17 protein-coding genes and 5 pseudogenes are annotated in these 24,309 nt (G+C 47.6%); 2 read left to right on the top strand and 20 right to left on the bottom strand.

What is annotated here, in order from left to right; translation table 11 throughout:
* Positions 1 to 250: 250 nt before the first annotated feature.
* Positions 251 to 543: pseudogene (locus G519_RS51910) on the bottom strand (RNA polymerase subunit sigma-70); the annotation flags it as partial.
* A gap of 130 nt (positions 544 to 673) precedes the next feature.
* A complete protein-coding gene (locus tag G519_RS0102805) occupies positions 674 to 1,504 on the bottom strand; it encodes a helix-turn-helix domain-containing protein (RefSeq protein WP_029193380.1) in 831 nt (276 codons plus the stop codon).
* A gap of 569 nt (positions 1,505 to 2,073) precedes the next feature.
* On the opposite strand from G519_RS0102805, the pseudogene G519_RS53440 reads away from it, so the two are divergent.
* Positions 2,074 to 2,220: pseudogene (locus G519_RS53440) on the top strand (DapH/DapD/GlmU-related protein); the annotation flags it as partial.
* Positions 2,221 to 3,490: 1,270 nt separating this feature from the next.
* Here G519_RS53440 and G519_RS0102795 read toward each other — a convergent pair.
* From G519_RS0102795 to G519_RS0102745, 10 genes and pseudogenes are all read right to left on the bottom strand, one after another.
* On the bottom strand, positions 3,491 to 4,948 hold the full coding sequence (locus G519_RS0102795; RefSeq protein WP_029193378.1) for an arylsulfatase: 1,458 nt from the start codon (positions 4,946 to 4,948) through the stop codon (positions 3,491 to 3,493).
* 353 nt (positions 4,949 to 5,301) lie between these two features.
* The gene (locus tag G519_RS0102790) at positions 5,302 to 5,565 is read right to left on the bottom strand and encodes a hypothetical protein (protein WP_029193377.1); all 264 of its coding nucleotides are present in this window, start codon (positions 5,563 to 5,565) and stop codon (positions 5,302 to 5,304) included.
* Positions 5,566 to 5,791: 226 nt separating this feature from the next.
* A pseudogene (sigK, locus tag G519_RS41505) lies at positions 5,792 to 6,329 on the bottom strand (RNA polymerase sporulation sigma factor SigK).
* A 280-nt stretch (positions 6,330 to 6,609) separates the two neighbouring features.
* Positions 6,610 to 6,834, bottom strand: a complete 225-nt coding sequence (locus tag G519_RS0102775; RefSeq protein WP_029193374.1) for a hypothetical protein — start codon at positions 6,832 to 6,834, stop codon at positions 6,610 to 6,612.
* Positions 6,835 to 6,872: 38 nt separating this feature from the next.
* Complete coding sequence (locus G519_RS0102770) at positions 6,873 to 7,580, bottom strand: FadR/GntR family transcriptional regulator (protein ID WP_029193373.1); 708 nt, start codon at positions 7,578 to 7,580, stop codon at positions 6,873 to 6,875.
* A gap of 13 nt (positions 7,581 to 7,593) precedes the next feature.
* Positions 7,594 to 8,319 carry a LutC/YkgG family protein gene (locus G519_RS0102765; protein WP_029193372.1) on the bottom strand — a complete coding sequence of 242 codons (726 nt, stop codon included), beginning with the start codon at positions 8,317 to 8,319 and terminating at the stop codon, positions 7,594 to 7,596.
* Positions 8,316 to 9,830 carry a LutB/LldF family L-lactate oxidation iron-sulfur protein gene (locus tag G519_RS0102760; RefSeq protein WP_029193371.1) on the bottom strand — a complete coding sequence of 505 codons (1,515 nt, stop codon included), beginning with the start codon at positions 9,828 to 9,830 and terminating at the stop codon, positions 8,316 to 8,318. Before G519_RS0102760 ends, G519_RS0102765 begins: the two co-directional genes overlap by 4 nt.
* On the bottom strand, positions 9,827 to 10,555 hold the full coding sequence (locus G519_RS0102755; RefSeq protein WP_029193370.1) for a (Fe-S)-binding protein: 729 nt from the start codon (positions 10,553 to 10,555) through the stop codon (positions 9,827 to 9,829). The genes G519_RS0102760 and G519_RS0102755 overlap by 4 nt, the downstream gene beginning before the upstream one ends.
* Positions 10,556 to 10,973: 418 nt before the next feature.
* Positions 10,974 to 11,939: an aldo/keto reductase gene (locus G519_RS0102750; protein ID WP_029193369.1), complete on the bottom strand. Its 966-nt coding sequence runs from the start codon at positions 11,937 to 11,939 to the stop codon at positions 10,974 to 10,976.
* A gap of 32 nt (positions 11,940 to 11,971) precedes the next feature.
* Entirely contained in the window at positions 11,972 to 14,674 is a 2,703-nt protein-coding gene (locus G519_RS0102745) for a UxaA family hydrolase (RefSeq protein WP_029193368.1), read from the bottom strand.
* Between the two features lie 271 nt (positions 14,675 to 14,945).
* Between G519_RS0102745 and G519_RS0102740 the strand changes: the two genes are divergently transcribed.
* Positions 14,946 to 15,848, top strand: a complete 903-nt coding sequence (locus G519_RS0102740; protein ID WP_036631870.1) for an AraC family transcriptional regulator — start codon at positions 14,946 to 14,948, stop codon at positions 15,846 to 15,848.
* Between the two features lie 380 nt (positions 15,849 to 16,228).
* Here G519_RS0102740 and G519_RS41500 read toward each other — a convergent pair.
* The 8 genes and pseudogenes from G519_RS41500 to G519_RS0102705 form a co-directional block, all read right to left on the bottom strand.
* A pseudogene (locus G519_RS41500) lies at positions 16,229 to 16,474 on the bottom strand (sigma factor); the annotation flags it as partial.
* Positions 16,475 to 16,625: 151 nt separating this feature from the next.
* Entirely contained in the window at positions 16,626 to 17,564 is a 939-nt protein-coding gene (gene mmuM / locus G519_RS0102730) for a homocysteine S-methyltransferase (RefSeq protein WP_029193366.1), read from the bottom strand.
* Between the two features lie 103 nt (positions 17,565 to 17,667).
* Positions 17,668 to 17,871 carry a YitT family protein gene (locus G519_RS53230; RefSeq protein ID WP_322786711.1) on the bottom strand — a complete coding sequence of 68 codons (204 nt, stop codon included), beginning with the start codon at positions 17,869 to 17,871 and terminating at the stop codon, positions 17,668 to 17,670.
* Positions 17,872 to 17,940: 69 nt separating this feature from the next.
* Positions 17,941 to 18,455, bottom strand: a pseudogene (locus tag G519_RS53225) (YitT family protein); the annotation flags it as partial.
* A gap of 47 nt (positions 18,456 to 18,502) precedes the next feature.
* A complete protein-coding gene (locus G519_RS41490) occupies positions 18,503 to 19,966 on the bottom strand; it encodes an NAD-dependent malic enzyme (protein WP_051253020.1) in 1,464 nt (487 codons plus the stop codon).
* Positions 19,963 to 21,366: an amino acid permease gene (locus tag G519_RS0102715; RefSeq protein WP_029193365.1), complete on the bottom strand. Its 1,404-nt coding sequence runs from the start codon at positions 21,364 to 21,366 to the stop codon at positions 19,963 to 19,965. Before G519_RS0102715 ends, G519_RS41490 begins: the two co-directional genes overlap by 4 nt.
* On the bottom strand, positions 21,353 to 22,798 hold the full coding sequence (locus tag G519_RS0102710) for an aspartate ammonia-lyase (RefSeq protein WP_029193364.1): 1,446 nt from the start codon (positions 22,796 to 22,798) through the stop codon (positions 21,353 to 21,355). The genes G519_RS0102715 and G519_RS0102710 overlap by 14 nt, the downstream gene beginning before the upstream one ends.
* Before the next feature lie 39 nt (positions 22,799 to 22,837).
* Positions 22,838 to 24,283, bottom strand: a complete 1,446-nt coding sequence (locus tag G519_RS0102705) for an aldehyde dehydrogenase family protein (RefSeq protein ID WP_029193363.1) — start codon at positions 24,281 to 24,283, stop codon at positions 22,838 to 22,840.
* Positions 24,284 to 24,309: the final 26 nt, after the last annotated feature.

Genomic DNA, 24,309 nt, shown 5'->3' with positions numbered 1-24,309 from the left:
TATTATGCAAATTAAAATGAAATCCACCTTCCAGAGGAGCGAACGTATTGTTGAATTGCAGCAATCTCCTTTCACCCGGACATACGATGGGAGCATCCATCGTCTCGATTATGAGGCTCCCATCCGTGCCTTCATAATAAAGTCCTGTATTCACAGCGTGCATATTCCGGTTTCCGTTCTTTATTACCGATAACGGCGAAATCCGCGTACCCAGTTTATCCATCGTCCACATGTTCGGATTGTCACGCCCCAGCCCAAACCGGCTGACGACGACTTCTTTCTCGCGATCGTCCAAAATCTCCAAGTTCCGATATATTTTGCTCTTCTCTATCTTGAGCTGCACTTTATCCACTACGTCATCCGCTTCCGTACCGAGAATGTCGATGAGCGTTATTTCGTTCCCCTCTTTGTCCGTTCCGATGGGATCATGCAGAGACACATCCTTACGCGTTTTCTTCAGCGAGCGCAGATGTCAATCGTCCCGATCGAGATTAAATCCTCCAAATCTTCCCCTGTATTATCGAATTTTTTGACGATGTGAGCACGAAACAACGTAAAATCATCGGAACCATAATACCATATTCAGGAAATTCTATCTGTTGAAAAGTTTTACATACTGCTTCCATTTAAAAAAAGCTATTTCCGTTTCCAACAATTGCTCCATCCCATGAATTCAATCCAATCCTCTTTTATTTCTAAATTGCTTGGGTGGCATGCCATTAGATTGCTTAAAGCTTTTGCTAAAATGAAACTCATCCGCATATCCGCAGTTTTCAGCAATCTCTTTCACCGACAACTCTGTATATAGTAATTGCTTCTTGGCATGTTCATTCCGTACATCTTTCAAATAGCTTTTAGGGCTCTTTCCTGTATGCTTTTGGAAAAGACTGCGAAGATATGAAATTGATATTTGGTATCGATCAGCTAGTTCATGTAACCGAATACCCTCTCTATAATTCCGATCCAACTCATCCTTCACTTTGATATACATACTTAAGGCCGAAGTTGTACGTATAAGTTCGGGGCTATTTTGCTTATGCAATTCATACAAAAGATTATATAGCAGTGATTTGGTCAAAAGCTCACTCTCAAGCTGTCCAGGAACCCATCCCTCCGATAGCTCTTTGAATAGGTTGTCATATTTTTTTGCCATACTGTCCTCACACTTCAACATGAATGGCAGTTCTAATTCTGGAAGATCAGTTGCCTCATACACTCCTTGAGAAATCATCGTAACGGATATAAGTGACAGCAGTACCATTGTAATTCGCAGCGGATTGTCTCGATCACCTTCCATGGTCATCTCTAAACCTGGTTTTAAATATAACAGCATGCCGGATTCAATCGAAATTTTCTCTTCTGTTCGGAATGTCCCTTTTCCTTCACGAATCCAATAAAAGCTATGAACTCCAACGTTTTTCCGTATATCTCTCCATTCAGGAGGAGTCTGCTTATCGTTGATCCAATGAATACGGATTGCCATATTATTTAATTTTTCTTCCATGCAGGCTCCTTATTGTCTATCAAATTAATGATAGATTGAGCTTAGGCTATAAAGGCGTTTTTGACAAGTTTTTATATACTTAATTCCATGTCTATGGTTCTGATTAGGTGATAAGCTAAAGGTGAGATTGACAATGAAAGCAAGGATAGGAGTGGACTTACATGGATCGGAATCAAGCTAAACATCGTGAGATAGATTATATGCCTTGGATAACCAAAGCCGAAATAGAAATTCATGAACAAGAACAAATACAGCAACGTTTAGCAGAGACTTACTCCTGCAGCTTCGGTAAAAATTGCTTCGTTTCTCCACAGGCCATCTTTTTTCCGGATGCATTCCAAATGGGTGACCGTAGTTACATAGCTGGCGGAGCCATAGTTCGTAATACTTCACTTAGTATGGGGGCAGATTGTAGCATTAACTCTTATGCGGTTGTAACAGGAAAAGTCTCAATGGGTGACGGTGTAAGAATTGCATCGCATGCAAGCATTTATGGATTTAATCATGGTTACGAAACCACTCACCAACCTATTTTCAAGCAACCTTGTACTTCGAAAGGTATTCACATTGGTGACGATGTTTGGATAGGAGCTAATGTGGTCATTCTCGACGGGGTACGAATTGGATCGCATTCAATCATTGCCGCCGGTGCTATCGTGACAAAAGATGTTCCCGATTATAGTATCGTCGGGGGAAATCCAGCTAAGGTCATTCGCAGCAGGCTTAACAACGAAGCACCATTGAATTCGGACAAGCAACCGATAGAGAAAAAATTGCAGAACTTCGGCAACAAAGTGAAAGAACAACTTGATCCCTTGCTTCGCCATTACTTAGTTTCTACACCCAATGAAACATTTTTTCAGGACCGTCCAGGATTTAAAAGAACTGCAAGAGCCTATTGTGATGCAGTTGAAATCGCAGCTTTGTTTAACGTATTACCACCCGGTTGGACGAAAGAGGAACTGATCGTAAAATTGCAAAGTTTTCAGGATTCAAGTACTGGACTACTACCTGACCCATGGTCACCCCCAGATGCTACTCTGTATGAACCGCATTTACTCTCTGACCACCTCTCTCGCTATCATTTGCTAGCTGTGGGATATGCGTTAGAGGTCCTTGGTGCAAGTCTACTTCATCCCATTCATGTCGTTGAAAACATGAGTACGGAGCAGTTATATACAAAGCTGGAATCTCTACCATGGGACAATAATGCATGGAGTTGCGGCGATTGGATCGATTCTTATGCAACTGGTTTATACCTTAATCTGAAACATTTCGAATCAAAAAAACGGCCTGATGATCTGTTCGGATGGCTGCAAACGCATGTTAGTCGAACTTCCGGTTTATGGGGATTACCGACAGATGCAGAGACCTGGCTTCAACCCGTTAATGGCTTCTATCGTTTAACTCGTGCCACCTACGCCCAGTTCGATATCCCATTGCCCTACCCGGATAAGACCATAGACACCGTTCTAGCACATAGTCGAGATCAACAGTTTTTCCGTTTTGACCATCTGAACGCTTGTAATGTACTCGACGTTGTTCACCCACTATGGCTATGCCTCAAACAAACCGATTATCGCAAAGAGGAAATTAAAGAATGGGCAAAGCGTCATCTGGAGAAGGTACTGGATTTCTGGGTTGACGAGCGTGGTTTTAGCTTTCAGCTGGTTCAACAAGAATCAACAGGACTTCAAGGAACAGAAATGTGGCTTAGCATCATCTTTTTACTAGCAGATGTTTGTGGCATCAGCCAACATGTAGGATATCGTCCTAAGGGCGTACACCGGATAGAAGCGCCTTTATCGCTATCCTCCATCCAAAGCTAGGGTCAAATGACCTTATCAAATCATCAATGTTCCACACATTCCACCAATTAGTTCCCATTTTTTCTCCACACTCTACTGCCTGTTTGCTAGTAAAGGGCTACCAACGCGGCAGCCCTTTTTTGCTATCGACAACCCATCCTAATGAGGCGCTCCTATCTTATTTTAGATGACTGAGCACCGTCCTCGGTTTCCGACCCGTAACGAGCGCCCCATCGCTTACATAACCTTCTTCACGTCCCGACAGTTCCCGAACCAGCCGCTCTCTCCAGCCTTGTAAACTCAGCTGCCAGGCTGGATCTCCCGCCTTATTAGACAGCTCCTCCGGGTCGCAAGTAAGGTCGAACAGCTGCTCTTCGCCAGACTGCGAATACCAAATGTATTTCTCTCGACCATTCGTCACGTAGTGGTGGGACAAGGCCCCATAGACATGCTCCCCGTGCACGTACTCGCGCCATGCGACACCCGCACCTTCACGGCATAGCGGTAACAAGCTCTCGCCTTCGACCGAGTCTGGCACAGCCACACCGGCTGCATCCAGCAGCGTAGGCATGATGTCGCGCAGCTCGGTTATCCGCTCCTCATCAGCACCGCGGTTCAACCCTAGTCGGCCTGTATAATCAGCGACAATTAAAGGCACTTTCGCACTCCCTTCGTAGGCGAGCGCTTTGCGGAAGAAATGGTGGTCGCCCAGCATTTCTCCATGATCGGAGGTGAACACCACGACCGTATTGCGCAGCACGCCGTATTCACTGAGTGCATTCAGCAGACGTCCGATCTGAAAGTCCAGATGCGTAATAAGAGCATAGTAAGCCGCCTTGGCCCGATCTAGACGTTTCTTCGTCAGCTTGCTTATGCCGGTAGTCGGATGGCCCGATCCATTCTCGGCGCTCTGCAAATCTACCCAGTCGCCTACCGGCGGCTCCGGCATGTCCTCATTGAGGTACATGTCGAAGTAGGCCTGAGGCGGATCGAAAGGCGGATGCGGACGCACGAAAGACGTCCACAGGAAAAACGGCTTACTAGGGTCGCGTCTTCGTAGGAAATCGATCGATTGGGTGACCGCCCAATTCGTCGGATGCAGCCGCTCTGGGAGATGCCATGGCAGCGCAACCGTCGATGCATTACAATCGAGACCGTTGTCCATCAGATCATAGGTACCCGCCTCCGTATTCCGTATCCAATTCAAATAATCATCGCATTCGTTGAAATGTTCCGCATGTGTCGTTCGACTGTTGTCTCGGTTGTAGTGCATGTAGCCATCGTGCAGCACCACGTTGTGGAAGCCGCATAAGTTGCGGGTCGGGTATACGTGCATCTTGCCAACACATTGCGTGTGATAGCCAGCATTCGCCAATTCACCCGGCAAGGTGTGCTCGTACGTCCATGGGACATGCTCCTCGTATCCTACTCGTCCATGTGAGCGTTGGCTCATGCCCGTTAAGAGTGCCGCCCGCGCCGGAATGCAGGTCGGCGTTGCGGAATATGCGTTCCGAAACAACACACCGTCTTCCGACAATTTGTCTAGATTCGGCGTCTGTACGATCGGATGACCGAGTGCGCTTAAGCAGTCTCCCCGCATTTGATCCACTGTAATGAACAATATATTCGGTTTCATTCGATATGCCTCCCGTTAAAGCATGAAGCTGGGGGAAACCCATTGAACTGTATCCCCCAGCTTCATACTCTTCAGTTATTACGCTTATTTCTTCTTCATTTTTTTCCACTCTTCGTTGGCCTGCTTTTCAATTTGCGATCCACCCTGTTGATTGTACTTCTGTACGAACTCGTCAAACTTATCGATGGTCCAAACACCTGTTACAATCTTAACGAAGTATTCAGCCCACAGCTTCGTTTCGAGATCCGGGTAATCCAGCTCAGCCGGAACCGTCTTCCAGAACGCGTTCGGTATAATATTTTTCGATGCCGTTTCGATACCGTTTCGAACTTCCTGCGTCGTCCAACGTCTGTCTACAACGAATGCATCCGGATTGGGTTGTTGTAGCCTTTCTTGTATAGATCGGCATAACTCGTCGATTGCTTAATCAGGTTCATCGCCTTGTCATACGTATAATCCGTTCCTTCAACACCGTATAGCCCTAAGTTGAAACCTCCGCCTTCGCTGTCATCCACCAGCCAATCCAGGAAGCGGAACAGCTTCTCTGGATTTTGCGCCTTCACAGACAAGGCGCGCAGCGGAGCAGCAGCTACCGCATTCGTCTCCGGATTGCCCAAATTGCCATCCGGCCCTTTGGGAGGTGCAATGAGGCTAAGCTTAGAGGCTGGGGTTGTCTTTTTTAATGCCTCCGAAGTCGGATTCGCTTTAGGGTCTACCAGGTAGGCATCATTTCCTCGCCCATCGTATAGTATTTACTGGCTTTTTCAATATGGATTAATGACATAACCTACACCTCCATTACTTGCACAGAGTCCAAATAAATGAAGTATCCGATTTGTAATCTTACCGCTTCGCTTTATAAAACTCATGATACAGCTTCATAAGCGCCCGCTTCTCAATCCGCGACACATAGGAGCGACTGATGCCGAACTCCTTCGCAATCTCCCGCTGCGTTCGCTCTTCCCCTCCCAGCTCCAGCCCAAACCGGCCGACGACGACTTCTTTCTCGCGATCGTCCAAAATCTCCAAGTTCCGATATATTTTGTTCTTCTCTATCTTGAGCTGCACCTTATCCACTACGTCATCAGCTTCCGTACCGAGAATGTCGATGAGCGTAATTTCATTCCCCTATTTGTCTGTTCCGATGGGATCATGCAAAACACATCTTTACGCGTTTTCTTCAGTGAACGCAGATGCATAAGGATCTCGTTCTCAATACAGCGAGCCGCGAACGTCCGAGCTTGGTCCCTTTGTTCGGCGAAAACGACTCGATCGCCTTTATCAATCCGATCGACCCGATCGAGATCAAATCCTCGAGATCTTCCCCCGTATTGTCGAATTTTTTGAGGTTGTGAACACGAAGCAACGTAAATTCCTTCAAATAGTACTACGTCTGATTGATGATGCATCCGCAAAAATGAAAAAACTGCTTGCAACGGCGTTAATACCCTTGCAAACAGCCTACAGCAACAAAATCAAACGATGCGAATATTTCCGACAAAATATAAAGGATTTTTCAGACGAGCCATACCATGCCAGTCCGTTCCGCCAGACACTTTCAAATCCAATCTCTCACAGCAGAGCCGCCGCTTTTCTGAATCAATTCGATGCTTTTCTCAAGCGGAGCACCATAAGTCTGTTTTGCGAAATGGAAACAATAATCAACGAACTTCCCGTAATGCTCCCATCTCTCTTGTCACAAAGCTCGTGACCTCGATTTCATTCCTTTCCATGTCCGCTCTGATTTGACCAAGGGAACCCATCAGCTTGAGCGATCTCCCGCCTTCAAATGTAAAAGCGCTCATCGTAAAAGCTACCGTCACTTCGTTGATTGCCCCGCAAGCTCCAGAAGCACATTGTTCGCCCGTTCTAGAGTTGGAACCCAATACTTTCTTTCCATGACTATCCCTCACAGTACTAAGTGTCAAATATATTTGACCAAGATGCTTTCCACATGCTCCAAATGCGATCTCATCGCTTGAGATGCCTGCTCTTGATCCCCCCTGCGAATAGCCTCGTAAATCCGTGTATGTTCTTTCAAAAGCTGAATGGCCACATCCTGATTGGCGTACAATTCAGCTCGGCGAATATCCCGGATCATCGATTCCATCGGCTTCATGATGGATTGACAGGTTCGTTCCATAATGGCATTATGAGTGGCTTGAACCAGCATCACATGGAAGGATACATCCGTTCTCTCGCCTTCAATATCATTACCTACAGCGCTTACCATTTCGTTCAGAACGAGATGAAGCTGATGCAAATCCTGCTCTGTTCTATTCTTGGCGGCAATCGCGGCAATCGACACCTCTAGGGATTGTCTGACTTCCATTAATTCAAGCAGCGTCGTTCGATTCATCCGCAAGGAAGCCATCTCCGGCAATAAGACCTCGGTAGGCACTTGGCTGATCACTCTGCAGCCGCCTCCCTGCCGGATTTCGATAAGTCCCATGGCTTTTAACGCACTGAGTGCTTCACGCGCCGTGGAACGTCCAACTCCAAATCGCTCGGACAGTTCTTTCGTAGACGGGAGTTTATCGCCTGTTTGGAGTTGTCCCTGCAGAATCATTTGCTTAATTTGATCAGCCATTTCGTCATAATGATTGCGTTTGAGCAGCTTATTGACTTCCATGCTATAACCTCTTTTACCCGATGATTAGCACATGCACGATACCAGGGCCATGAACGCCTATGGTTAAATCGTTCTCAATATCCGCCGAGCGGCTAGGACCTGAAATAAAGTGAATGCCAGCGGGAAGATCCTTCCTTGCCGATTGATCGAATTGAATCAGAATCTCCCCTAGTCGGGTCTTCAGCCGTTCCACAGGAAGAATGACGATCAAAGATGTAGGAAGCAGACTAACCGATCTTCCCTTTTCCTTTGATGATAACACAGTTAGCGATCCGGTGTAAGCCGCTGCTGCATCTGCAAGAACGATGCCAAGGTCGGCCGCGGCAGCTGCGGCTTTCCAGCTTTCCCGACTGTCCGTATTCCACGCGGAAATCTGCGCTTCCGATAACACATCGCTAAGATGAAGGGCATTCAGCTCAGGTTGATCCTGATGGATAATCCGGTTAACGCCTAATGATTGCACGATATCGATTATCGCTAATTTCGCTTTCTCCATCGAAGCAAGCCTAACGACATAACCTCCTGCCGCTTGAAAATTCATCGTAAACTGCTCAATTCTCTCATCCAACGGCAATTCGAATTTATGCCAGAAATCCGGTGCTCCCCGATTGGGATGCACGGGCTTCTCTATGACTCTTGCTCGTCCCAGCTTACTGGCAATGGCATTCATAAACCGTTCTTGTTCCTTAGCTGACTGAGAGTCCAATTGTGCCAGCCATGCTTGACTGCGCTCACTCATCCTTGATGTCCTCCTTGGTTTTTTCTCTTTGTCAACGCATCCTGCATACGATTGTGCAAAACTGGGTCGATTCCTTTAAATTCTTGACGTATTTGGTGTTCAAGCGTGCCCCAGCTGTCTCGAAAAGAAGCTTTAGGCAGACTAGGTGCAACTCGATACGTATTCCATCCTTTTAATGGCCCTACACGCAGTCGAATACCTTGATCGCGAACGACCATCTTCTGGCCGATACGTGCCAGTTTCAATACGGTATTAAATCGCTTTGCGCTGCCCAGGATGGCTGCGAAGCCTTTCATCCCGGCTTGTTCAAGTTTGTCGCCATGCCCCTGCTCCACTTTGCGCCGACGCAGTGCGACAAGCATATCGTGGAGCGGTATTTTCACAGGACAAGCTTCGTAACAAGCGCCGCAAAGACTGGAAGCATTGGCAATGTCGTCCCAATCCGCTGTGTTCTTCTGGAGCGCTGGAGTTAACACCGCCCCAATCGGGCCGCTGTAGGTGCCCCCATAGGCGTGACCGCCAATATGACGATAAACGGGGCATGCATTCAGACAGGCCCCGCAGCGGATGCAATTGAGAAGCTCCTGAAATTCCGGATCACCAAGCTGCAAAGAGCGCCCGTTGTCGACGATGATAATATGCATCTCCTCCGGACCATCTGCATCGGGCCCACGCCGCGGTCCTGTAATTCCGGACATGTAGACGGTCAGCTTCTGGCCGGTAGCCGAACGCGGCAGCAGTGTCGCCATGACCTCCAAATCCATCCAACTTGGTATAATCCGTTCCATGCCCATGAGTGTTATTTGTGTCTTGGGCACGGTGGAAACCATACGCGCGTTGCCTTCATTTTCAAACAGAACAATAGACCCGCTTTCCGCGATAGCAAAGTTGCAGCCCGTGATGCCAATATCCGCCTCCAGAAATTTTTCCCGCAGTTTTCTGCGAACAAATCCTGCCAATATCGTCGTATCGGGCGGTAAGGTCTCCCCTGCTTCCTTGGATAATAAGTCAGCAATCTGATACCGGTTTTTGTGAATCGCCGGAATGATGATATGGGAGGGCGTTTCATCGGCCAATTGAATAATATATTCGCCTAAATCCGTTTCAATGGCCTCAACGCCAATAGAGGCAAGCGCCTGATTCAAATGCAGCTCCTCTGTAACCATGGATTTGGACTTAACGACGGTCCGGGCCGCTTTCTCTTTGGCGATGGTCAAGGATAGCTTCACAGCATCATCGGCCGTCTCGGCAAAATGAACATGGACACCGTTCTCTCGAGCATTTTCAACAAACGTATGTAAGTAATAATCCAGGTGGGCGATGGTATGCAGCCGAATTTGCCTGCCTCTTTCACGCCATTCCTCCCAGTTCCCGTGTTCTTCCGCGGCTTTAAGTTTACCGTTCCGCAGCCGTTCTGTCGTAAACATAACCGCTTTGCGAAGGAACTCGTCGTTCAGCGCCTGATCTGCCCGCTCCTTGACCGTCTTCCCTGCAGCTTCTTTTTGACTCATGCCCTTTTCACCCCTTCATATAACAGTTCTGCCAGATGCATAACCTTGACTGGTTCATTTCGGAATCGCAGATTGCCGGCAATGTTCATCAGACAGGCCATATCCAGGCCGACAAGCACCTCCGCTTCCGTTTCCTTCACATGATCGACTTTTTCATTCACCATGGCCCCGGATATATCCGACATTTTCACAGCAAAAGTTCCTCCAAATCCACAGCAATCCTCTGCAAAAGGAAGAGGCACCAGCTCTAACTCCTTTACCTGCCGCAGCAAAGCCAGCGGTTCTTCCTTCACACCAAGAAGCCTGCTGCCGTGGCAGGAGGGATGATACGTAACTTTATGCGGAAACCTCGCTCCAAGATCAGTTATACCAAGTACACCTACGAGAAACTGCGTGAACTCATATGTTTTGTTCTGTAATTGCAAGGCTCTGTCCTGCATTTCTGGATCATCCTTGAAGAGATTCGCATAGTGATGAATCATATACGTACAAGATCCTGAGGCCGAGATGACGAAGTCGCTATCTTCAAAAGCAGCAAGAATTGTTTTCGCCGTTGCCCTTGCTTCCTCCCAGTAGCCGCTGTTGTAAGCAGGCTGCCCGCAGCAAGTTTGAATGGTCGGGAAATGCAGCAAAATGCCGTGATCGCTCAAAATTCGAGATATCGCCTCTCCGACTTTCGGGTATAAAGCGTCACTTAAGCAGGTAATGAATAACGATATTTTCATAAAATGCACCCCTTCTAAAAAATTAGATATCAGGTTGTCAGACATGTTGATACTAACATAAAGCACTGTACTTTGAAAGGCTTATTCTTTCGCACTTGTGATGCAAGAATTTAAGATGGATAGCAAATACCCAGAAATTGTGATTTAACTATGCCACTATACTTATCCTCAGCTTCGAATGATAACTGGCAGGGAATTAATCGGGTAAGCAAAAGCTCTTGCATTATTGGTTTTTTGTGGACTGTCCGGTTACGACTGCGTCCAAGTTAATTCCAGTGTAAATCATCTTTTTATAGCAACTAAAAAATCCCGCCCCAAAGACATTCTCTTAGGGACGAGATTATTGTTCCAAGTTAATGAATCACCAAGGCAGCTCGGTCACGAATCGATCTCGATGACCATGATCTACCCCCACCCACTAAGCAAATCGATTCTCTTCGGGATCTTCCGTATCATAGCCAAAGGCATCAAGCGCCGGCCATAGCTCAGGGGCAATCGGGTAATTCGCGAGCTCCAACGTCTGGGCTACCCGTTCCGGTTTACTCATGCCGACGACCGTACTAGCGATCCGCGGGTCGCGAAGCGAAAATTGAAGTGCTGCGGCGGCAAGCGGAACATCGAATTCCAGGCAAACCTTGGCGAACATACGCGCTCTCTCCAATACGAGTGGCGGAGCTTCGCTATAGGCATAACGTGCGTATGCTTCCGGACCTTTGGCCAATATGCCACTGCCATAAGGAGCGGCGTTAATAACCGCCACGCCCATACGACTCGCGACATCAAGCAAAGGTTCGGCAGCCCGATTGAGCAGCGTATATCGATTATGAGTTTCAACCGCACTGAATTCTCCCGTTTCGACATAACGAATGAGCATATCGATCGGTCCGCCGGATATGCCGATGTGATCGATGACTCCCTGCTTTTGAAACTTTTGCAGTACTTCTAACGGTCCGCCGGATCCCATCACATTTTCGAAGGTGGTATGTTCAGGATCGTGGATGTAAACGTATTGCAGACGATCAAGTCCTAAGCGTTCGAGGCTTCCTTCGATGGAACGTTTGATCTGTTCGCCGCTGAAGTCTCCGGTCATAAAGTCGCGATCGGCTTTGGTTGCCAACACGTAACCTGCGGGAAGACCACCATTCGCATGAATGGCCTTACCGATTCGCCGTTCGCTCTCGCCTTCGCCGTATGCCGCAGCCGTATCCAGAAAGTTGATTGGGCTTTCGAAGGCGGTGCGCAACGTTACCAATGCCTGTTCTTCCGACGTGCTATATTGAAAGGTCTCCGGCATATCCCCGAGCGGAGCGGCTCCAATACATAGCGGTGATATGAGTAGGCCAGTACTGCCAAGCAGCCGTTGGGATAATAATGCGTTCGTCATGGAGTGTTCCTCGCTTTCTGATATTGTCTGCATTATAACGACACACCCAAAAAGCCTCGTGTCATTTGAAAATCGATATTTCCTTTCTGATAGAGACGCGGTACATAAGAATGTTCCAAAATTTCTTTGCTTCGCTCAAGAATATGATTCACCCATATGCCCGGGTTGCCCTCGAGTACCAAATCGACATCTTGCTTATGTTTATGCAGCACGGCCTGTTCCGGCGTCACTTGCAGCATTGGGACGAAAGGATGCGTCTGCATCGGACGATCACCGATCAGCGCGATTATTAATTCCACACCTGTGGCGGCGAGTCCTGTGATCGTCTCCACCCCATGCGTTGTTGGAGTCTCCATAATGTGGAAACCGTTTCGGCGGACGTGTTCTCCATAGGCAATAGACGGCCGAACTTGAGACGTGCTAAATAGATGCTGACGGAACGCATTCTCGGCAAGTAATCCGCTGTTCTCAGGAACGACGACCAAGCCTCCGGCCCCGACAATCATCTTGGTTAGTAGCCCCAGCTGCTCGCCGGCATCTTTGTTAATGGCACCAACGCTTACGATCCCGATGCGCAGCCCTTCCAGACCGACCGTCACCTTCTCCGCAGGATCGGCCGCAACCAATCGATCGGCGAACCAGGCCTCAACCTTTTCACTCACCTTGGCAATTCCGCCGTCGAGCTGGATGCTGGCATAACCAAGACGGCTCGCATCGACACCCATCACATCCATCTGATGGCGCATGTAGTCGTTATGCGTTTTCTCACAGCCATGCTCCAGCAGCAAACAATGCTTCACCATCGGATGCGTAATATAGCCAATCATCGTGCGGGCAAACAGTGATTCGGCTGGCCCCCCCGAGGTGCCGCAGCCTTCCGTGTGCGCCAGTGTGACAAAGCGAGAGAGCTCAGGCTGCCCTGCTCGTTGCTCGTTCAGGCGCCGTGTAATCATGCCCGCTACCTGTCCGGCGCAAAGACTTGTCGGCACAATTAAGCCGATATTGTCACTGGACTGCCGATCGCGATGCCGAGTAAAGGAAAATTGAACCGAGTTAGCTATCGTGACGGCCTTATCTTCAATTTCTATCGGAGCTCCTGTCGGTACAGGAGTATGAAGCAGCGACTCCAGCCGACTTGCATCGTTCTGCTGCCAGTTACGCCAAATTTGTACTTGGGCATGACCCGCTTTCTCGCCGACGCTTCGCTGACCAGAAGCAATTTGGAGCGCCAACTCAAATACCTCTTGGCCCAGCTCATCCATCGACTTGCCTTCCAGATACTGCCCCGCGTTCACATCCATATCGTTCGACAGCAATTGGAAGCGGCGAGTTGTCGTGACCACCTTGACCGTAGGCACATACGGAAAGTTGGTAATCGAACCATTTCCCGTTGTAAAGAAAATCATGTTACAACCGGCGGCTACCTGTCCGGCGATGCTCTCCAGATCATTGCCAGGGCTGTCCATGAAATAGTAGCCGCCATCCTTCATGAGCTCTCCGTACTCCGTTGCGTAATCGATTCGCGTTGTCGGATCTTTCTTCATAGCGGCGCCTATAGATTTCAGATAGATGTTGTACAGACCGCGGTACATGTTGCCGCCTGACGGGTTACCTTCCGCACTTGTGCCGTGCCAGGAAGTGCGCTCCTTAAATCGGTTCACAAGTTCCAGAAATTTGCGCGCGGTTTCCACGTTACGTACTTTTGACAGAACATAGGGCTCCGCGCCAATCAATTCATCCGTTTCGGCTAGACTAGCCGCACCGCCGTAACGCACCAATTGTTCTGAAACCCAACCGAGCAGCGGATTCGCGGATACGCCGGAAAATGCGTCCGAACCGCCGCACTGCAAGCCGATTCGCAAGTGGCGGATGGATTCAGGCGTCCGCTGCATCGTGTTAACCGTTGACAGCCATTCCCGCACTATCGCTTCACCTTTAACCAGTTCCTCTTCAAAGCTGCCTGTAAGCGACACGAACTTATGCAGCACTTCATCGATCGGATAGTTATGCTCGCGTGCATAAGCCTCTACCATCTTGTTCGTGACCGATTCATTGCCATAATCGACAACCAATACCGCTCCGACGTTCGGGTTGACCATGAAACCTGAGAGCGTCCGCAGCAGCAAGTCCACATTATTCGGCTTCTCTGTGCCGCCCTCCGTATGAGCGACGGGAACGAACCCGTCTATATTCGAATCGTTCTTCCATTCACTTTGCAGACGAGAGGCAAGCTCATTCACGTAGCTCCCCGTATGCGAGGTGGTGCCGAGCAGTACGATGTAGTTCCGGGTGCCAACCCCGCGATCTTCATGGCGGCGGTATCCCATGAATGTGCGCGTATCCTCATAAACTGGCGATGCCTGAGCCGGCCGAAAGTTCTCCTCGTCAAGGATATAAGGAGAAACTTGATCCGCGAAATTGGGCTCCGCCGGCACTGCGAATGTCAACTGGCGCACACTGAGCGCTCCACGTACTGTTTCGTTGATCACATAGTTGCCGGGCTGAATCGGCTTAAGCGCCACGCCGAAAGGCAGATGCCACGAAAGCAAATCTTCGCCAGAAGCAATCGCTTTCACCGCAAATCGATGGCCTTCCATAACCGTGTAATCCAAGGTGAGGATTTGGTCTTCATACTGAATGACGGTACCGGCGTTCAGTTGCTGAATCGCAACGGCGCAGTTATCCCCGGGCAAGGGAAGTCTCGCTACTTCTTCAAATTGGTAAACGACATCCATCGATGACTGGCTCCTTTGATGAGATTTTTCGAAAAATCCAAGGTTAGTGCTGTTAAAACAACAATATTCTCACCCAGTTGATGTGCATTCAGGCAATAAGTGGCATCAATTTTTTAGTAAGCATAGCCTCCCTGATTTTGGTGTGCACACATATTATTGTAACAGGATTATGGCATTTGATAATTCTTTACCTTTGCAATAACATACTCTATTTTGATATTCTATACATAAGAGAAATAATGAAGTGAGATGATTTGGGGAGGTTAGGAAAATGCAAAAACCGCTAATAAAAAACTTTATTAACGACCACCTCTTGCCATTTGACATCGTATTTAAGGACAAAAAGACACCAAATCGTGAACTACCAGAGCATCTTCATGATCGCTTTGAATTAGTTTATGTTTATAGTGGAAAAGGTACGTTTTTCTTAAACCAAATGCTCTATGAGATGAATGAAGGAGATCTCTTCATCATTCCTGGCAATACCATTCATCAGGCATTGCCAGATTCTGAATCTCCAATTACTGCCACTGCTGTCTTTTTTGATCCGCAACTGATCGGACACTATTCAGCTGGTGATTCGTTTACGAATATGCAAGCTTTTGACCGAGCCCGGAAATATAAGAGCTATAAGCTTGTTGTCCCACCAGCCATGCGCCCTCATCTCGAAGAAAAACTCAAACAAATGCATGAAGAATTAGAACAACACGAAGCTGGTTTTAGATACGCAATTCAACTGCAGTTAAATAGCCTTCTGATCAGCATTAATCGGTTGATATTAAAAGAATCCCATCATCAACTGGCAGCGTCCAATGTCGGCCCCTCCTGGTTACTAAACATCCTGCAACACTTGGATCAGTTTCACACTGAGCAAATCGCTGGACTTTCGTATTTGGCTAAGCACACTTCAGTCTCAGCCGCTCATTTATCCAGGGTGTTTAAACAACTAACCGGGATGAACATCACCGACTATGTGAATGCCAAGCGGATTTCAACTGCAAAGGAGCTGCTCCTAACTACTGACTTAGGTATTGATACGATCGCCCACAATTGCGGTTATGAGAGCTTACCTTATTTTCATAAGTTATTTAAGAAGTTTACTGGCGTTACCCCAGGCCTATATCGAAGAAAAGTAGTTAAAGAAATTAGCTTCAAAATAGACAACATGACATAGAAATGTGAAAGTATCTCAAGAGCAAATTATTGTAATATTACTCACCGAAGCTTATTAAGAAGAGCCTGCTTATAAGAACAGCAGGCTTTTCGCATCCATTGGTAGTACTGAGGAAACCGTGCATATCGCAAGGTCAACTTTGACGTAAGACGATTCGGTCGAAATATATGAAAATCTTCACTGGTCGCGTTCCGACTATGAAAGTAATTAATCGTTTTCTCGAAAACGGACAATGGTAAACCGTAAACTTCGTAGAACCTAATTTTTGCTGGAGCGCTTCAAACTCTCCCGAGCATAAAAAGCTCCTTCCGACACTTCAGCGAAGGGCACAAACTCAATGTCATGCAAAATAGCATGTCAAGATAATCGGTTTGAAGCCTCAGCGTTATTTCATTCCCCTCTTTGTCCGTTCCGATGGGATCATGCAGGGACACATCCTTGCGCGTTTTCTTCAGCGATCGAAGATGCATAAGGATCTCGTTCTCGATGCAGCGAGCCGCAAACGTCGCGAGCTTCGTTCCTTTGTTCGGCGAGAATGACTCGATGGCTTTAATCAATCCAATCGTCACGATGGAGATTAAATCCTCCAAATCTTCCCCTGTATTGTCGAATTTTTTGAGGTTGTGAATACGAAGCAACGTAAAAATCACCTTAATTGATATCCTCGCCTCTCTTATCGGGGATTTCAACTAAGGTGATCTCTTCACTTTCTTGTTTATACTAATGATGGGATGAATTGTATGACGGCGAAAATATCGCTATTTCATCAAAACAATTTTATATGTTTCTAACCCAAGCTTCTACGGATTTGATATCTTCAGGAGTAGTACGACAACAACCGCCTATCAACCTGGCACCAAGTTCGTACCAACTTCGGGCGCCGCAGCCAAAACTTTCGTTAGTTGAAGCGCCCTTCCAACTGCGTGTACTTGCCTCATACTGCTCACCGGAATTTGGATAAACAACAATAGGTTTATCTGTTTTTCTTCGGATTTCACTAATCAGAGAAGGAATATATTGTGGAGGTGTGCAATTTACGCCAACTGCCGCCACTTGATCATGACCGTTCAGCCAATCAGCACAATCGGCAATAAGATCCCCATTACTTATTTGTAGGTCGTTTTTTGCACTGAAACTAATCCATCCGTAAACTCCAGGAAATTCCTTCAGCAATCGGACTATTCCTCTAGCTTCCATCAGGCATGGTATGGTTTCACAAGCAAGTATATCTGCGCCGGCGTCTATCAGAGCCTTAACACGTGGTCGATGAAATTCTATAAGCTCGTTTTCAGTTAGTTTGTAGTCTCCACGGTACTCAGACCCATCTGCCAGATAAGCACCGTATGGACCAACGGAAGCGGCTACTATCGGTCGTGGTCTTTTTGTTTTTTCCACCAAGTTATCCCAAAAATTATCCCTTGCTTTTACCGCAATTTCCACTGATATCTTAATAAGCCTAAGCGCTTCGGTTTCGCTTAAACCTCGTCGGACAAAACCTTCAACAGTTGCCTGGTAACTTGAAGTAATTGCACAGTCAGCCCCGGCAGCAAAGTAATCTATATGTACCTGACCAATGATTTCAGGGTTTTCCATCAGCATTTTTGCAGACCAAAGTGAGTCGTTAATATCACAGCCACGGCGTTCCATCTCAGTTGATAATGCGCCATCCAAAATCATGACAGAAAAATCTTTAAGAATGTTTTCTATTGGATTCATGATAAACAGCAAGAGTTGTCCGACCATAAGGTTGGTAAAAAATAGTCAATTAACCTTGCCTGCCTCCTCTTTTCATTTTTTCTCAAAGAAGCAATCTTCATGTTCATGCCTTTTCCTGCATCCTATTGAAGCCTTCTCCAAACACTTCAAATACATCATTCACCGTAACAAAAGCTAGCCGGTCTATGGCATGCACCAGCTTTTTCAGCCTGCCCACTTCCGAACGGCTAACTACACAGTAAATGATTTTTCTATCCGTGTTGCTGTAACCGCCCTTTCCGTAGAAAAAAGTAGTGCCTCTTTCCATCTCGGCATGGATCCGGTTTGATATTTCTTCCGCATGCTGGCTCACGATGATGGCCGCTTTACCTTTTCCCGTTCCTTCCAGCACGTAATCGATCACTCTGGAGCCTACGAAGACAGCCACGATCGTGTACATCGCTCTCTATCCAAGTAGATGAGAGAGAGGATAATCGTAAAGCTGTCAAAGATAAACACACTTCTCCCGATGGGCCAGCCCAAATATTTTTTCAGCATCTGAGCGAGAATATCTGTACCACCACTTGTCCCCCCAAAGCGAAAGACGATGCCTAGGCCTACCCCCAAAGTAACGCCTGCGTATAAGGAAGCTAAAAGGAGATCATTCATTACAAAATGAATGTTTCTGAATACGTAGACAAAGAGCGAAAACATCAGTGTTGCAAAGATGGTATATGCGAATGATCTTCGACCCAACACTTTCCAGCCTATGAAAAAAAGCGGAAGGTTCAGCAAAAAATTCGTAATTCCCGTTTCCCAACCGAACATATATTTCAGCAATAAGCTGACTCCCGTAATGCCCCCTTCAGCCAGCCCATTAGCCGTATTGAAATAGTTGATACCAAAGCCCATGATTGCTGAACCAGCGAATATGGCGGCTCCATTTTTCAAATGCTCATTCATGCAAGCCCTCCGCTGGATGACAGAACAGCGGCTTCTTTCGCGGGTTCCCATCCCTTATTCCGTCTTGCCACTCCAGATTGATACGCAGCAGAAATAACGGCTTCGCGCACCTTCTCAACGACCATTTGATTAAAAACACTCGGTATAATGTAGTATTCGTTAAGTTCCTCTTCGCTGACGACCGAGGCAATAGCCTTTGCCGCTACCAGCTTCATTTCCTCGGTAATTCTCGATGCCCGGCAGTCCAGCACACCGCGGAACAAGCCTGGGAAGCAAAGCACATTATTGATCTGGTTCGGGTAGTCCGACCTGCCTGTCGCCATAACGCGGACATACGACTCGGCTTCCTCTGGTGCGATTTCCGGTGTCGGATTCGCCATAGCGAATACGATGGGATCCTGCGCCATCTTTTTCACATCTTCAACGCTGAGCACTTTAGGTCCGGAAAGGCCAATAAAAACATCGGCTCCGCTGATGACTTCGCTCAAGGTTCCGCTCTGTCTTTCAGGATTCGTGTGATCGGCATACCACTGCCAGGCCGGATTGTTATACGTCTCCCCCCGCACAATGGCGCCTTCACGATCCACGCCAATTATGTTCACGACGCCTGAGGCCAGCAGCATTTTGGTGCAAGCGATCCCAGCTGCGCCAATACCGCATACGACTACCTTGCAGCGGCTTAGCTCCTTCTTCACGACCTTGACGGCGTTCAGTAAACCTGCCAGCAGAACGACAGCCGTACCGTGCTGGTCATCGTGAAAGACAGGAATATCAAGTTCCTCGACCAGCCTCTGCTCGATTTCAAAGCAGCGCGGGGAAGATATATCCTCCAGATTAATGCCGCCGAAAGTCGGAGCAAGCGCTTTGACGATACGGATAATTTCCTCCGTATCCTGCGTTCGCAGGCATATCGGGAACGCATCAACATCAGCCATTTGCTTAAAAAGCATGGCTTTCCCTTCCATCACCGGCATCGCAGCTTCAGGACCAATGTTGCCGAGTCCGAGTACAGCGGAACCATCCGAAACAACAGCTACCGTGTTCCGCTTGATTGTGAGCGAATACGCTTTTTTGGGATCTTCATGAATAGCCATACAGACTCGGGCCACTCCCGGTGTATAAACCCGAGACAGATCATCCCGGTTCTTGATCGGAATCTTCGGCACGGTTTCAATCTTACCGCCTAAGTGAACTAGAAATGTTTGATCAGATACATGTATCACTTGGATGCCTGGCAATTCACTGACAGCGTTTACAATAAGATCGGATTGCTGGTGATCATTTATTTGAACCGTAATATCTCGAATTGTCCTCGCTTTACTTGACTGCGCTACATCAATGGCAACAACATCTCCTCCGGCATCGCCAATAGCAGTGGCAATCTGGCCGAAGCTTACCAGTTCCTTGACAATTTCAAGACGTATCACAATGCTTGTACTTCCGCTTGCAGCTCCAGTCATCTTAAATCACCCTGCTCCGCTTTCACGGTTCTATTTTTCAAATAATAAATCAAGTAGCAAAGCGCCACAAATGGAATTCCACAATATAAAGCGATTCGTTGGGCAGGGTCAAAGTACAAACCGACGCAAGAGCCCAGGCACAATAAGAAAGCAACGATCGGTACAACCGGATATAACGGAGTGCGGTATTTCAGATCTTTAAGGTTTCCACCCTCTTTCAGAAATTGCCTGCGGAACATGAATTGGGAAGCGACAATGCCCATCCACACGGCGACAACGGCGAAGCCTGAAATAGCAATCAGCACCACATAAACGGTATCAGCAGCAATGACGCTGGAGAGTAAAGATAAGCAAGCAACCAACATACTGACAATAAGCGCATTCATCGGAACACCGCGCGAAGTTATTTTTCCTAACCATGGGCTGACCATTTTTTCCTGGGAGAGTGCCCACAGCATGCGCGTTGAAGCGTACAGTCCCGAATTTCCTACCGACAAGAGTGCCGTTAGAATAACAAAATTCATAATATCAGCGGCATAAGGAATCCCGATCTTGTCAAACACGAGAACGAAGGGACTCTCAATAACTCCGGCTTCCTGCCAGGGAATAAGACCGGCGAGCACGATGATTGCACCGATAAAAAATACCAGTGTGCGCCACACCACCGTCCGAATGGATCGCGGAATGCTTTTGTCCGGATCTTCCGTCTCACCAGCAGTAACGCCGATCAATTCAGTTCCTGAGAATGCAAAGTTAACCGAAATCATCACGAACAACACAGGAAGAAAACCGTTTGGAAATAGTCCGCCTTTATTAATAAGATTGCTCAGCAGCGGGGCCGATTGGCCTTCCATAGGGATGAACCCGAACATTGCTGCTCCACCCAACACAATAAACATAATAATGACGATGACCTTGAAGCCGGAAATCCAAAACTCTGATTCAGCAAAAAACTTGGCTGTAACTGCATTTAATATAAACAGTATGGCGGCAAATATTGCGCTGAATATCCATACGGATATATGAGGAAACCATCGCTGCATCAGCAGGCCGGCCGCTGTAAACTCGGAGCCTACCGTGACTACCCACGTGAGCCAGTACAGCCAGCCAATCGTAAACCCGGTTGCAGGTCCTATAAATTTGGCAGCATATACGGGGAAAGAGCCTGTTATTGGCATAGCCACGCTTAATTCTCCAAGACAAAGCATGACCAGATACATAATGAGTCCGCCAAACAAATAAGCGAGGATAGCCCCTCCAGGTCCCGCTTGGTTCAAGATATAACCTGTACTTAAGAAAAGCCCTGTTCCAATAACGCCCCCAAGAGAAATCATAAATAAGTGCCTGCTTTTCATCGTACGCTTCAAACTATTTTGTTCGCTTTCGCTAATGCTGCTCATGTCGATTCGCTCCCTTATCCAAGTTTTCAAGGTATTGAAACCCAGCAATACCAGGCGTTGTCATTTCATAAGGATTTAATATCTCTTCCAGCTCTTCAACAGTCATTAGCTGGCGTTCCAAACAGATTTCCTTAATCGTCTGTCCAGATTGAAGCGCTTCTTTAACGATTCGGCTAGCGGTTTCATAACCCAGGTGAGGATTTAGCGCGGTTATGATGCCAAAGCTTTTGTCCACATGAGCTTTGCATCCTTCCTCATTAGCCTGAATGCCATCCACCGCGAAGCGTAAGAAGACGGTCAATCCGTTATTTAAGATTAGCAGGGATTGCAACAAATTAGCAGCCATGACGGGCCCCATGACATTAAGCTCAAGCTGACCAGCTTCCGCCGCCAAGCAAATCGTATGGTCATTGCCCATCACTTGAAAAGCAATTTGATTCATCATTTCGGGCATTACCGGATTGACCTTACCCGGCATGATCGATGACCCTGGCTGTCTTGGCGGGAGATGAATTTCGCTTAGCCCCGCCCTTGGTCCTGAGGCCATGAAACGGATATCATTACAAATTTTCGATAAATTTACGGACATGATTTTAAGTGAAGAGGACAGCGCTGTGTAGGCATCCGTATTCTGTGTGGCATCTACAAAATCATCGGCGTGAGTTAAGGGAATTCCTGTCAGCTCGGCCAAATACCTTGACGCCAGCTCAATATACTTAGGGTTGGCGTTAAGTCCAGTACCGATGGCGGTAGCTCCTAAATTAATCGTTAGCAATCCATCGGCAGCAGCCATTATCCTCGCTTTGTCCCTTCCAATGACACGTGCATAAGCGCCAAATTCTTGCCCCAAACGAATGGGGACAGCATCTTGTAAATGCGTACGCCCCATTTTGATAATCCCATCAAATTGCTCTGCTTTTCGATAAAGTCCTTTTTCCAACGCATCGACGATACCTACTAATTCCTTGGAGAGAAGGTACGAAGCAATCCGAATGGCTGTAGGAACGGTATCATTCGTGGATTGGGACATATTCACATGATTATTAGGAGAACAATGAAAGTAATCGCCCTTTTTTTTACCCAGCAGCTCAAGCGCGCGATTCGCCAACACCTCATTCATGTTCATATTGATCGATGTTCCTGCTCCACCTTGAATCGCATCCACGATAAAATGTTCTAACAAATTTCCTGCACAGATTTCCTCGGCCGCTTGTACAATAACAGCGCCAATTCTTTGCGGCAGCATGTCCGTCTCCATATTAGCTAAAGCAGCTGCTTTCTTGATTTGGGCCAACGCCAGGATAAGGTGCTTGCTGACCGGGGTTCCGGTTACAGGGAAATTTTCAGTAGCTCGAATCGATTGTATACCGAAGTATGCCCAATCGGGAACCGTTTTCTCACCTAAGAAATCTTTCTCAATGCGATTCGACATAGTTGTTCTCTCCTAGAGCCAATGGGTCTGGCCCATTTATTAGCGGGACATCCTGATGCAAACAACTTTCGGCTCCGTCATTTCCTGAAGGGCGAATTTCACGCCTTCTCTGCCGATTCCCGAGCCTTTCACTCCGCCAAACGGCATCGCGTCGATTCTGTAATCCGAGCTGTCATTCACCATCACGCCTCCGACATCCAGCTTGCGCACGGCATGGAATACTTTTTCAATATCCCGGCTGAATATGCCCGCTTGCAGACCAAAGTCAACACTGTTTGCTTCGAGAATCGCCTCATCCAGATCAGCTACGCGAAAGATGGTGACGACCGGACCAAATACCTCTTCCTTCACCAAGCGGCAGTCCTTCGGAACGTCTGTCATAACCGTCGGCTCGTAGAAAGCGCCGTCCCGCTTCCCTCCGCAAAGCAGCTTCCCTCCGCGGTCTACCGCTTCATTCACCCAGCTTTCCACACGCTTGGCTTCTCTTTCGTTGATCATCGGGCCCATATCTGTATCTTCTGATAATTTGCTGCCAACGCGATATTGCTTCGTTTTCTCAACGAATTGAGCTACGAACGCTTCATAAACATCCTCTTGCACATAAATGCGCTGTACGCCTAGACAGTTTTGCCCAGCGGCCCAGAAAGCTCCGGAAACGTTGGATTCTACAGCATCATTTATGTCAGCATCGTTCAAAATGATAACCGGCGAGTTGGAGCCGAGCTCCATGCCCATTTTTTTCAGGCCTGCCTTTTGCATAATTGCTTTGCCTGTCTTCAGTCCACCTGTGAAAGAGATCATTCTTACATACGGGTGCGTCACCAGCACATCGCCGATTTCACTTGCATTGCCTGTGATCACAGACAAGACTTTAGCTGGCAGACCCGCCTTGTCGAACGCTTCCGCCAACATAAGTGCGCTTAATGGCGTGGCTGGCGCTGGCTTCACGATAATCGCATTGCCCGCAGCGATGGCTGGGCCCACTTTATGGGCAACGAGATTCAAAGGATCATTAAACGGCGTAATGGCGCCAATAATACCGATCGGGGAACGGTAATAGTAGCCGAACCGATTCTCACTTCCGGGCATTTGATCAAAAGGAATTGTCTCTCCATTTAAGCGTCTTGCTTCCTCCGCACTGATCCGCAAAGTTTCAACGCACCTTCTTACTTCTTTCCGTGCTTCCTTGATCGTCTTGCTTCCTTCGGAGGCAATCGTGAGAGCGTACGCCTCCTTATGCCCGTCTACCCAGTCGGCAGCCCTTTGGAGGATAGCAATGCGTTCATGTGTCGGCAGCTCGGAGCAAATACGAAACCCTTCTTGAGCCTCTTCGATAGCGAACGCCATATCCACTATGGAAGCAGCAGGCACTGTCGCGATCAACCGGTTATCCTGAGGATCGCAAACCTCCATTGTGTTCTCCCGAAGTACCCATTGCCCAGCTAAAAACATCTTGTTATTCTTTATCATCGTTTCCATAATCATATTTTACACCTCTCCCTAGGTTTGAT

The organism is Paenibacillus alginolyticus DSM 5050 = NBRC 15375 (genome assembly GCF_000422905.1).
GTDB classification, from domain to species: Bacteria; Bacillota; Bacilli; order Paenibacillales; family NBRC-103111; genus Paenibacillus_E; species Paenibacillus_E alginolyticus.
This window is presented reverse-complemented; position numbering and strand designations above follow the sequence as displayed.